The sequence below is a fragment of the Pedobacter arcticus A12 genome (assembly GCF_000302595.1).
In the GTDB taxonomy this organism is placed as follows: Bacteria; Bacteroidota; Bacteroidia; order Sphingobacteriales; family Sphingobacteriaceae; genus Pseudopedobacter; species Pseudopedobacter arcticus.
Window position 1 is genome coordinate 500,542 of sequence record NZ_JH947125.1, and the last position, 13,133, is coordinate 513,674.

The 13,133-nt window shown below is 38.1% G+C and carries 5 protein-coding genes and 1 pseudogene; 3 read left to right on the plus strand and 3 right to left on the minus strand.

Annotation, left to right across the window (positions count from 1 at the left end):
• Positions 1–132 precede the first annotated feature (132 nt).
• Both rpoB and rpoC read left to right on the plus strand, forming a co-directional pair.
• Complete coding sequence (gene rpoB, locus B176_RS0103420) at positions 133–3,933, plus strand: DNA-directed RNA polymerase subunit beta (RefSeq protein WP_017257375.1); 3,801 nt, start codon at positions 133–135, stop codon at positions 3,931–3,933.
• Positions 3,934–4,019: 86 nt separating this feature from the next.
• Entirely contained in the window at positions 4,020–8,318 is a 4,299-nt protein-coding gene (rpoC, locus tag B176_RS0103425) for a DNA-directed RNA polymerase subunit beta' (protein WP_017257376.1), read from the plus strand.
• A 250-nt stretch (positions 8,319–8,568) separates the two neighbouring features.
• Here rpoC and B176_RS0103430 read toward each other — a convergent pair whose 3' ends face one another.
• From B176_RS0103430 to B176_RS0103440, 3 genes are all read right to left on the minus strand, one after another.
• A complete protein-coding gene (locus B176_RS0103430) occupies positions 8,569–8,937 on the minus strand; it encodes a hypothetical protein (protein WP_017257377.1) in 369 nt (122 codons plus the stop codon).
• A 190-nt stretch (positions 8,938–9,127) separates the two neighbouring features.
• Positions 9,128–9,754: a SprT-like domain-containing protein gene (locus tag B176_RS0103435; protein ID WP_017257378.1), complete on the minus strand. Its 627-nt coding sequence runs from the start codon at positions 9,752–9,754 to the stop codon at positions 9,128–9,130.
• Positions 9,755–9,770: 16 nt separating this feature from the next.
• Entirely contained in the window at positions 9,771–11,156 is a 1,386-nt protein-coding gene (locus B176_RS0103440; protein WP_017257379.1) for a LutB/LldF family L-lactate oxidation iron-sulfur protein, read from the minus strand.
• Positions 11,157–11,721: 565 nt separating this feature from the next.
• Between B176_RS0103440 and B176_RS21110 the strand changes: the two are divergent.
• Positions 11,722–13,133 (plus strand): annotated as a pseudogene (locus tag B176_RS21110) (hypothetical protein); the annotation flags it as partial.

Sequence of the window (13,133 nt, forward strand, 5' to 3'; positions counted from 1 at the left end):
ACAAAATAGCCTTAAACTCCATCTGCTAATCGGCGGACGGAGTTTACGGCTTTTGGTGTATATCACCAAATTTATACTGAACATAGGTTCAGTTTTTAATCGAATTTTCGGTTTAACTAAAATTTAAGACCCTTGGCAAACAAAAGCAATCAAAGGATAAACTTTGCTCAAAGTAAGCATGTGTTAGATTATCCTGATTTTCTGGATGTACAAATCCAATCGTTCAAGGAATTCTTTCAGCTAGAAACAACTTCAGATAACCGACACACAGAAGGCTTATTTAAAGTATTTGCTGAAAACTTTCCGATCTCTGATTCAAGAAACATCTTTGTTCTCGAATTTCTGGATTACTTTATTGATCCACCGCGTTACGACCTCACGGAGTGTATAGAGCGTGGACTAACTTACAGCGTTCCTCTTAAAGCAAAACTTCGTTTATCTTGTAACGACGAAGAGCATGAAGATTTCGAAACCATCGTACAGGATGTTTATTTGGGAACTATCCCTTATATGACACCTAAAGGTACTTTCGTGATCAACGGTGCAGAACGTGTTATTGTATCTCAATTGCACCGTTCTCCGGGAGTATTCTTCGGCGTAAGCCGCCATACAAACGGAAGTAAACTTTACTCGGCTCGTGTTATCCCTTTCAAAGGTTCATGGATTGAGTTTGCAACGGATGTGAACAACGTGATGTATGCTTACATTGATCGTAAGAAAAAATTCCCAGTAACTACGCTTTTAAGAGCAATAGGTTATGATTCTGATAAAGACATTCTAGAATTATTTGATCTTGCTGATGAGGTTAAGGTTAGTAAGTCTGGCTTGAAAAAATATGTAGGTCGTAAACTTGCTGCCAGAGTTCTAAAAAAATGGGTTGAAGATTTTGTTGATGAAGATACTGGTGAAGTAGTTTCTATCAATAGAAACGAAATTATTCTTGAAAGAGAAACCATTTTGGAAGACGACCATATAGATATGATTGTTGATGCTGGAGTTAAAACATTGATCCTTTCTAAGGAAGATGCAAACTCTGGAGATTATACAATTATCTACAATACGTTGCAAAAAGATACTTCCAATTCTGAAAAAGAAGCGGTAGAACATATATATAGACAATTACGTAACGCAGATCCACCTGATGAGGAAACTGCTCGTGGTATCATTGATCGTTTGTTCTTTTCAGACAAACGTTATGATTTAGGAGACGTAGGTCGTTACAGAATCAATCGTAAATTAAAAATGGATACACCAGTTGAAACTAAGGTTTTAACTAAGTTAGACATTATCGCGATTGTGAAATATTTGATCAAACTAATCAACTCTAAAGAAGATGTAGATGATATTGATCACTTATCAAACAGAAGGGTTAGAACTGTAGGTGAGCAACTTTATGCTCAGTTTGGTGTTGGTTTGGCTCGTATGGCTAGAACAATCCGTGAGCGTATGAACATCCGTGATAACGAGGTGTTTACTCCAACAGATTTAATTAATGCCCGTACATTATCATCTGTAATTAACTCTTTCTTCGGAACTAATCAGTTATCTCAGTTCATGGATCAAACCAATCCATTAGCAGAGATTACACACAAACGCCGTCTTTCGGCTTTAGGTCCAGGTGGTTTATCACGTGAAAGAGCTGGTTTCGAGGTTCGTGACGTTCACTATACTCACTACGGGAGGTTGTGTACGATTGAAACTCCAGAGGGACCAAACATTGGTTTGATTTCTTCACTTTGTGTGCATGCTAAAATAAATAATTTAGGATTTATCGAAACGCCTTACCGTAAAGTTAATGACGGTGTGGTGGTAATGGATAAGCCGGTTACTTATTTAAGTGCTGAGGATGAAGACGGAATGACTATTGCACAAGCGAGTGCTCAATATAGTGATGGTGGCGTTTTTGAAGAAGATAAGGTAAAAGCAAGATATGAAGGTGACTTCCCGGTAATCGACCCTGAAAAGTTAGATTACATTGATATTGCTCCAAACCAAATTACTTCAATTGCAGCTTCATTGATTCCTTTCTTAGAGCATGATGATGCGAACAGAGCCCTGATGGGATCTAACATGCAACGTCAAGCTGTGCCTTTATTACGTCCACAAGCTCCAATTGTTGGAACAGGATTAGAAGGTAGAGTTGCTCGTGATTCAAGAACATTGATCAACGCAGAAGGAAACGGTGTTGTTGAGTATGTTGATGCAAATAAAATCACCATCAAGTACGAAAGAAACGATGATGATAGGTTAGTATCATTTGATGGCGAATCAAAATCATACAACTTAATTAAATTTAAGAAAACCAACCAGAGCACTTGTATCAACTTAAAGCCAATTGTTAAAAAAGGTCAAAAAGTTGAAAGAGGACAAGTTCTTTGCGAAGGATATGCTACACAAGACGGAGAATTAGCATTAGGTATCAACTTAAAAGTAGCATTCATGCCTTGGCAAGGATACAACTTCGAGGATGCGATTGTAATCTCTGAAAGAGTAGTTTCACAAGATATATTTACTTCTCTTCATATTGAAGAATTCGAACTTGAAGTTCGTGATACCAAACGTGGAGAAGAAGAATTGACACCGGATATTCCAAACGTTTCTGAAGAGGCTACAAAAGACTTAGATGAGCATGGAATTATTAGAGTTGGTGCTGATGTACAAGAAGGCGATATTTTAATAGGTAAGATTACTCCAAAAGGAGAGTCTGACCCATCTCCAGAAGAAAAATTACTGAGAGCAATCTTTGGTGATAAAGCTGGTGACGTTAAAGATGCATCTTTGAAAACTCCACCATCTATTAAAGGTGTAGTTATCGATACTAAATTATTCTCTAGAGCTAAGAAAACTTCTAAAGCTGAAGAGAAAGCATTGATCGAAAAGTTAGATGCTAAACATGAAAAAGCTGTAAGAGAGCTTCGCGAAAGTTTAGTTGATAAATTATTTACCATTGTGAATGGTAAAACATCACAAGGAGTTTATAATGTGTACAAAGAACTGTTGATAGCAAAAGGTGTTAAATTCACTCAAAAGCTGTTAATGGAATTAGATTATAACCACATCAACCCAACAAAATGGACAACTGATGATGATAAGAATGATCTAATCAAAATCTTGCTACACAACTTCGGTATCAAAACTAACGAAGAGTTAGGTGCTTACAGAAGAGATAAATTTGCTATCAGTGTTGGAGATGAACTTCCATCAGGAATTGTACAAATGGCTAAGGTTTATGTTGCTAAAAAACGTAAACTAAAAGTTGGTGATAAAATGGCTGGTCGTCATGGTAACAAAGGTATCGTTGCTCGTATCGTAAGAGATGAGGATATGCCTTTCTTAGCAGATGGAACACCAGTTGATATTATCCTTAACCCACTGGGTGTACCTTCTCGTATGAACCTTGGACAGATTTACGAAACTGTGTTAGGTTGGGCAGGTAAAGAACTTGGTGTTAAGTTTGCAACTCCTATTTTCGATGGTGCTTCTCAAGAAGAAGTAGCAGGTTATGTAGAAAAAGCAGGAATACCAGAATCTGGAAGAACTTATCTATATAACGGCTTAACCGGAGATCGTTTTGACCAACAAACTACAGTAGGTATTATGTACATGCTGAAATTAGGTCACATGGTTGATGATAAAATGCATGCTCGTTCTATCGGACCGTACTCATTAATTACACAACAGCCACTGGGTGGTAAAGCACAATTTGGTGGTCAGCGTTTTGGTGAGATGGAGGTTTGGGCTTTAGAAGCATTTGGTGCATCAAACATTCTTCAAGAGATCTTAACCGTAAAATCTGATGATGTGGTAGGTAGAGCTAAAACTTACGAGGCTATCGTAAAAGGCGAAAACTTACCAACTCCAGGAGTTCCAGAATCATTCAACGTATTGGTTCACGAATTAAGAGGATTAGGATTAGATATTACATTAGACTAATAAGTTAAAAGTTTAGAGTTGAAAGTTTAAAGTGGCGACACTGGACTTTCAACTTTTAACTTATGACTTTCAACTTAAGAAAGAATATGTCTTACAAAAAGGATAGTAAAATAAAAAGTAATTTCACTTCAATTACCATCAGCTTATCATCTCCAGAAGCAATTTTGGAAAGGTCAAGCGGTGAAGTGTTAAAGCCGGAAACCATCAACTACAGAACTTATAAGCCTGAGCGTGATGGTTTGTTCTGTGAAAGAATTTTTGGTCCGGTTAAAGATTACGAATGCCATTGCGGTAAATACAAAAGAATCCGTTATAAAGGAATCGTTTGTGACCGTTGCGGTGTTGAGGTTACTGAGAAAAAAGTACGTCGTGAGCGTATGGGACACATCAACTTGGTGGTTCCTGTTGCGCACATTTGGTATTTTAGATCGTTACCTAACAAAATTGGTTACTTATTAGGATTGCCTACAAAACGTTTAGATTTAATTATCTATTACGAAAGGTACGCGGTAATCCAAGCAGGTATGATGGCTGACGAGGGAATCAATTACATGGATTTCTTAACGGAAGAAGAATACCTTGATATCTTAGATAAATTACCTAAAGAAAATCAATATTTGGATGATAAAGATCCTAATAAATTCATCGCCAAAATGGGTGCTGATGCATTAGAGGATTTATTGAAAAGATTAGATTTAGATCAGTTGTCTTATGATTTACGTCACCAAGCAGCAAACGAGACTTCTCAACAACGTAAAAATGAGGCTTTAAAACGTCTTCAAGTTGTAGAAGCTTTCCGTGGAGCAAGAACACGTATTGAGAATAACCCAGAGTGGATGATTGTTAAAATTGTTCCGGTTATACCTCCAGAATTACGTCCGTTAGTGCCTTTAGAAGGTGGTCGTTTTGCAACTTCAGATTTAAATGATTTGTACAGAAGAGTAATCATCCGTAACAATCGTTTAAAAAGATTGATGGAGATTAAAGCTCCAGAAGTAATCTTACGTAACGAAAAACGTATGTTACAGGAAGCTGTAGATTCATTATTTGACAACTCACGTAAAGTGAATGCTGTTAAAACTGAAGGTAACAGAGCTTTGAAATCTTTATCAGATATCTTAAAAGGTAAACAAGGTCGTTTCCGTCAAAACTTATTAGGTAAGCGTGTGGATTATTCCGGACGTTCTGTAATTGTTGTAGGACCAACTTTGAAACTACACGAATGTGGATTGCCTAAAGATATGGCTGCTGAATTATTCAAACCGTTTATCATTCGTAAAATGATTGAGCGTGGAGTAGTTAAAACGGTAAAATCTGCAAAGAAAATTGTTGACAGAAAAGATCCATTAGTTTGGGATATTTTGGAGAATGTATTAAAAGGACACCCAGTTCTTTTAAACAGAGCGCCAACGTTGCACAGGTTAGGTATCCAATCTTTCCAACCAAAATTAGTAGAAGGTAAAGCTATTCAATTACACCCATTAGTGTGTACTGCGTTTAACGCGGATTTTGACGGTGACCAGATGGCAGTTCACGTACCACTAGGTAACGCTGCAGTTTTGGAGGCCCAAATCTTGATGTTAGCTTCTCACAATATTTTAAATCCGGCTAACGGAACTCCAGTTACAGTACCATCTCAGGATATGGTTTTAGGTCTTTATTACATGACCAAAGGCCGTAAAACTGAAGAAGGACATATTGTAAAAGGAGAAGGACAAACGTTTTACTCATCAGAAGAAGTAAATATTGCTTACAATGAGGGGAAAGTTGATGTTCACGCTTTTATAAAAGTTAAAACAAACGTAAGAGAGAAATCAGGCGAACTTGTTTCTAAAATAATTGATACCACCGTTGGTAGAGTATTATTTAATGAGGTTGTGCCTAAAGAAGTTGGTTTTATCAACGAATTATTAACTAAGAAATCTTTAAGAGATATTATTGGTGAAGTAGTGAAGATAACCGGTATGGCTGGCGCAGCTGATTTCTTAGATGAGATTAAAACTTTAGGTTTCCAGTCGGCATTTAAAGGTGGTTTATCGTTTAACTTGAAGGATTTAAATATCCCTACAGAAAAACATACCTTATTAGAGCAAGCTAGAGCAGAAGTTGACGATGTTATGGGTAACTATAACATGGGTTTCATTACTAATAACGAACGTTATAATCAGATTATTGATATCTGGACTCGTATCAACAACAGGTTAACTACTCACGTAATGACCCAGTTGACTAACGATAATCAAGGATTCAACTCTGTTTACATGATGCTTGATTCTGGAGCCCGTGGTTCTAAGGAGCAGATTCGTCAGTTATGTGGTATGAGGGGATTGATGGCGAAACCACAGAAATCAGGTTCTGGAGGTGAGATTATCGAAAACCCAATTCTTTCAAACTTTAAAGAAGGTTTATCTGTATTAGAGTACTTTATTTCTACTCACGGTGCTCGTAAAGGTTTGGCCGATACGGCTTTGAAAACTGCCGATGCGGGTTACTTAACTCGTCGTTTACATGATGTGGCGCAGGATATGGTAATTAAACACCACGATTGCGGTACGTTAAGAGGTATGTTTACTACAGCTTTAAAAGACAACGAGGATATTGTAGAGCCATTATACGATAGGATATTAGGACGTACTTCATTACATGATGTTTACGACCCAATTACTAACGAATTATATGTAAAAGCAGATCAAGATATTACTGAAGAAATTGCAAGAGCAATCGAAGAATCTCCAGTAGAGGGTGTTGAAATACGTTCGGTATTAACATGTGAAGCTCCACGTGGAGTTTGCGCATTATGTTACGGACGTAACTTAGCTTCTGGTAAGCCAGTTCAAATGGGTGAGGCAGTTGGTGTAATTGCAGCACAATCAATTGGAGAGCCTGGAACACAGTTAACTTTACGTACTTTCCACGTGGGTGGTACTGCATCTAACATTGCAGCAGAATCTCAGATTAATGCAAAGTTTGATGGTGTTATTGAGTTTGAAAACTTAAGAACGGTTACTAGATCAAACGATGATGGAGATACTGAAGTTGTTTTAGGTCGTTCAGGTGAATTCAAGATTACTGATCCAAATTCTGGAAGAGTAATTATGACAAACAACATCCCTTACGGATCATTCCTTTATGTAAAAGAAGGTGATAACGTAACTAAAGGAGATAGAATTTGTTCATGGGATCCATATAACGCGGTAATTATCTCTGAATTTACTGGTAAGGTTGAATTTGAAGCAGTAATTGAAGGTGTTACTTTCCGTGAGGAATCTGATGAGCAAACTGGTCACAGAGAAAAAGTAATTATCGATACTAGAGATAAAACTAAGAACCCTGTTGTTAAAATCGTTGATAAAAAAGGTGGTTCTATCAGAGAATATAACGTTCCGGTAGGTGCTCACATTTCCGTTGATGAAGGTGACGAGATTAAAATGGGAGAGATCTTAGTTAAGATTCCTCGTACAAGCGGTAAAACACGAGATATTACAGGTGGTTTACCACGTGTAACGGAATTGTTTGAAGCTAGAAACCCATCAAATCCAGCCGTAGTGACTGAAATTGACGGTGTTGTAACTTTAGGAGGTGTTAAACGTGGTAACCGTGAGGTAACTATCGAATCTAGAGACGGGCAGATTAAGAAATACTTGGTTCCGCTTTCTAAGCACATCTTGGTACAAGAAAACGACTTTATCAAAGCAGGTATGCCATTGTCTGATGGTGCTATCTCTCCTGGAGATATCTTATCTATTAAAGGTCCGGCAGCGGTTCAGGAATATTTAGTAAATGGTATTCAAGAAGTTTACCGTTTGCAGGGTGTTAAAATCAACGATAAACACTTTGAAACCATCGTTCACCAAATGATGCAGAAAGTGCTGATCGAAGATGCTGGAGATACCATGTTCTTAGAGAAGCAGGCAGTTGATAGATTTGATTTCGCAATAGAGAACGATGAAATCTACGACAAAATGGTTGTAGAAGAAACCGGAGATTCTAACGTGTTAAAATCAGGTCAAATCGTTTCTGTACGTAAATTACGTGATGAAAACTCACAGTTAAAACGTAAGGATATGAAGTTGGTTACTGCTCGTGAAGCAAGAGCCGCTACAGCAAGCCCAATGTTGCAAGGTATTACCAGAGCATCGTTAGGTACTAAGTCATTCATCTCTGCGGCGTCTTTCCAAGAGACTACTAAGGTGTTAAACGAAGCAGCAATTGCTGGTAAGCGTGACCATTTATTAGGCTTGAAAGAAAACGTTATCGTTGGACACTTAATTCCTTCGGGTACAGGTTTACGTGATTACGAAAGAATCATTGTTGGTTCTCAAGAAGAATACGATAAACTGATGGCTTCTAAGAAAGAAGAAGAGGAAGAAGAAGTTGAGGCTTAGTTCTTCGATTTGAGATAATAGATGTGAGATTTGAGAACTCATAATCTGAATAGAAGGTCTGCAAGAAATTGCAGACCTTTTTTTATTTGGGTCTGCGCCCTAAAATATGACCTAAACTTAAAGTGGGGTAGTAAAATCTATATTTAGCGTAATCCTCTCCAAACACATATAATTGAGTTATTCCTATCCTAAACGTATTTGGACTTTTAAGTGCTTGATACCGGTACATAATGTAAGTAACTGGAACTATTTAGTTTTCATCAAAAAAATTAAAGCTCTTATATTTAAAATAAACTGTACCGCCTGCTCCTAATTCCAAAAAACTTCTTTTATTACTATTTCCGATAAGATAATTTATAGATACGGGAAGAGCAGCACCAAATAGAATACCTACCCCGGCTCTTAAACCCAAGCCTTTATTGCTGGTTTTAAATCGGGTATCGTAGTTTATACTAAAAAATAGTCCATCACCTAAAATTTGACCGTCAATCAGTTGCAAAGGTTTTATTGTTTTGAAGTGAGTTGTGGAATCTGTTACTTCCTTGTTAGTTACTTCTTGGGCTTTCGCCGAAAAAAAACTAAAACAGAGTATAGTTAGGAGGACGGTTATGTGTTTCATACTTGGCGATTTAGGTTATACCAAGTTAGATAATTTAATTCTAATCGTGACTGAACTTAATCAGTTTAAGGGTTTAATTCCCCGACGCTTGCGTCGATAAAAAAAACCTATTTAATACCTCGTACTCTTGGATCGAGATAGCTTATTTTATCATAGAAATTTTCATCTCCAGATTTTAGAAGAGGATGAATTATGTTTCCTTTTCAGTATTCACAAGAAAAACTTCCGAAATCGGGCTAAACAAATAAACCAAACCCGACTTTATTTCTATACAACGATACCGTTTTCTGATCTTTGAAAGCTTTTTAAAAGTCCGTCCGTTTTTTAGACAAAAGATTTGATTTTCCTTTATTTGCTCAACTGTAGACGAACCTGCTGGTTTTACATCAAAAGCTTTTAAAGCTTTAAATAGATTGATATCGGAACAACTCGATGCTGCCGGATTTGTTAAATAGTTTTGGATGGCAATTTTGACTTCATTAGGGAAAACTTCTAGCTCAAAGAAGGGTTGCATCATTCTCTTGAAATTTAGCTTCCACTCAGTACCATGCGGTTTTGCTTGCTGCTGAAACTCTTTCCAAGTTACCAAATGAGCAAACTCATGTACGGTAGTTACTAAAAAAGCATAAGGATTTAGGTTATAGTTTATAGATATTTTGTGACCTTCTCCCCTTTGAGGCGGTCTGTAATCACCAAACTTACTACTCCTACTTTTCGAAATCTTAAAGTCACAATGATAAAAATCAATCCATTTTGCAAGTAATGGAGCTGCTGGCAAGGGGACGTACTTAGAAAGAATTTCGACTTTTTTGTCCATTAAAAATTATAAATACTTATTTAATACTTTGGTTTTCTTTTTTCCATTTCGCACTAAAAGATTGGTCGGCCACTTTAGGTAATTGTCTTTTTTCTCCCCAATATTTGCTGAAGAAATTTTTCAAGATTGTGTTTTTGAATTTCCCCCCAAAAGCATCCATTAAACCTCTTTTTAACATTCCTTTTTTCCATAAAAACCAGCCAATACTTTCACTTTTGGTATTCAGGTTGGCTTTAACGGCATCTCTTCGGTTTAACAAAAGCATTTTATGGATATCAATTTTAACTGGACAAACTTCGGTGCACTTTCCGCATAAACTTGAGGCATAGCTGAGGTGCTTAAATTCTTTCATCCCCTTTAAATGTGGGGTAATAAGTGAGCCTATTGGTCCGCTGTAGGTAGTGTCATAAGTGTGGCCACCAATGTTTTTATAAACAGGGCAAGCATTTAAACATGCTCCGCATCTAATGCAATATAAACCTTGTCTTTGTTCTTTTTGTGCTAAAAGTTCTGTACGTCCATTGTCAAGTAATATAACATACATTTCCTCAGGCCCGTCGGTTTCATTCTCTTGTCTCGGACCACTTAATATCGTGTTGTAAACCGTTAAATTTTGCCCAGTTCCGTGGGTTGATAGCATTGGCCAAAATAAATCCAAATCCGCAATAGAAGGAATCATTTTTTCTATCCCAACAATAGCAATATGGATTTTTGGGAAGGTAGTCGTTAGCCTGGCATTGCCTTCATTCTCTGTAATAGCAATGCTTCCTGTGTCAGCAATTAAAAAGTTAGCACCCGTAATGCCGACGTCTGCAGTTAAATATTTATCTCTTAGTAATTCTCTTGCTTTTAAAGTTAGTTGTTGAGGTGTTGCATCTGGAGGTGTTCCAAATTTATCGTGAAACAGTTTTGCGATGTCTTCTTTGCTTAAATGCATCGCAGGAGTGACAATATGATAAGGTTTTTGACCCAGTAGCTGCACAATATATTCGCCTAAATCAGACTCTAAAGATTCAATTCCGTTCGATTCTAGGAACTCATTTAAATGAATCTCCTCGGTAACCATTGATTTGGACTTGATAACTGTTTTAGCGTTAACTCTTTTTAAAATGTTTAAAATTTCTTTGTTAGCCTCGTCAATTGTATTTGCCCATAAAACTTTACCACCTTTTTTCTGGAAATTACTTTCAAACTCAGGCAAAAGTTTGTCTAAATTCTCCATTACTTTCCATTTGATCTGGTGGCCTTTGCGCTTTGCATGTTCCATATTGACTAAACGAGAAAGGCCTCTTTCAACAGCAGTATTGTACCTTCCGATATTGGTATTTATAATCCCTCTATGGGGAATATCGAAAGATTTTTGGGAAGAAATTTCTACAAATTTTTCTGCTGTTTTAGTCATACTCCAAATTTAACATTTCTTTCCTTTAAAAGGGATTCCTGTTATTTCGGTAATGTGTGAAAAAACTACAACTTAAAAATGCAAACAGTCGTATAATTGGGTGTCAAAGAAAATAATAGTTTTAAAGTGCCGTAAACTGAAGTTTCCATGGAAACTTAATAGCAGGGTAATAGATATAACTGATACATGTCAGTTTTAAAGATGAGATGCTGTGTGGAAAACTTTTAAAGTTATTAACATTTTTGCAAGAGTTAAGGAGGAAAGTCTAAGAACTGATAAATGAGTATATTTTTGCCCGTAAATCTCTTTTTGGGAAGTTTTTTTCGCAAAATCATGTAATTGGTTTTCTGGGATTAATTTATCTAGCTGCTGAAATTGAAAATAGTCGACAGGTATTCAAGGGGTTGAACGTCGTATTAATAGACCCTCAAAACAGTATTAAGGAAGCTTTTGTAAATTCTAACAGATGAATTTTAATATAAAAAAACGAGCAGGGTTGAGTTTTAAACTTTATTGATTCTTGCGGCTCAAATCTTGATTTAAACAATAGGTTAAACAAAAATAAATGAAAAAAAATCTACTCTTCGTCCTAGGTCTACTGCTTTTCTTAACAAGCGCAACTTTTGCACAAGACGGCATGAATGGTTTCCAATACCAAGCAGTGGTAAGGAAAGCAGACGGTAAAGAACTCACAAACCAGAAAATTAATGCTCGATTTACAGTATTAAGTGGTTCGTCTAATGGTGTTGAGGTTTATACCGAAACCCAGAAGATGACAACCAACCAGTTTGGTTTATTCAACCATATCGTGGGTAGAGGAACTCCAACATCCTCAATTAAACTGACTGATGTGGATTTTTCTGTCTCTAATTACTTTTTAAAAGTAGAGCTCGATTTAACAGGAGGTAATAACTTTCAGCCTTTTGGAAGTTCGGAGCTATTGGCGGTGCCGTTTGCTCTTTATGCAAAGTCCAGCGGGAGAGGTAACGCTCAGGCTGGAGGGAGTGTTGGGCCAACAGGAGATAAAGGATTGGTTGGCGACAAAGGGCCGCAAGGAGATAAGGGTTTGCCAGGCGATAAGGGATTGATTGGGGATAAAGGACCACAGGGTGATAAAGGTTTACAGGGTGAAAGAGGTATTCAAGGCGAAGTGGGATTGAAAGGTGTTGTTGGTGAAAAAGGTACTAAAGGAGATGCAGGTCTAGTTGGAGAAAGAGGTCCAGCTGGTGTAACAGGTTTGACTGGTGCAACTGGAGCAAAAGGACCTATTGGTGACAAAGGATTAATTGGAGATAAAGGTCCTGATGGGAATCCTGGGAAAGATGGAGGTGATGGTGCAGTGGGTCCTCAAGGAATTCAAGGTCCGATAGGTCCAGCAGGAACGACCGGTCCGAAAGGTGAAGCAGGTCCAGCCGGTCCGAAAGGAACAGACGGAATAAGCGGAAACGACGGCGCAACCGGTCCAGCCGGTCCAAAAGGAGCAGATGGAATCAACGGGAATGATGGAGCAACAGGTCCAGCAGGAACGACCGGTCCGAAAGGGGATAAAGGTGAAGCTGGTCCAGCAGGTTCAAAAGGAATAGACGGAATCAACGGAAACGACGGAGCAATCGGTCCAGCAGGTCCAAAAGGAACAGACGGAATCAACGGGAATGACGGAGCAACCGGTCCAGCCGGCGCAAAAGGAGCGGATGGAATAAACGGAAATGACGGAGCAACCGGTCCAGCGGGTCCGAAAGGAACAGACGGAATCAACGGGAATGATGGCGCAACCGGTCCAGCAGGTCCAAAAGGAACAGACGGAATCAACGGGAATGACGGCGCAACAGGTCCAGCAGGTCCAAAAGGAACAGACGGAATCAACGGAAACGACGGAGCAACCGGTCCAGCCGGCGCAAAAGGAACGGATGGAATCAACGGGAATGATGGCGCAACCGGTCCAGCAGGTCCAAAAGGAACAGACGGAATCAACGGGAA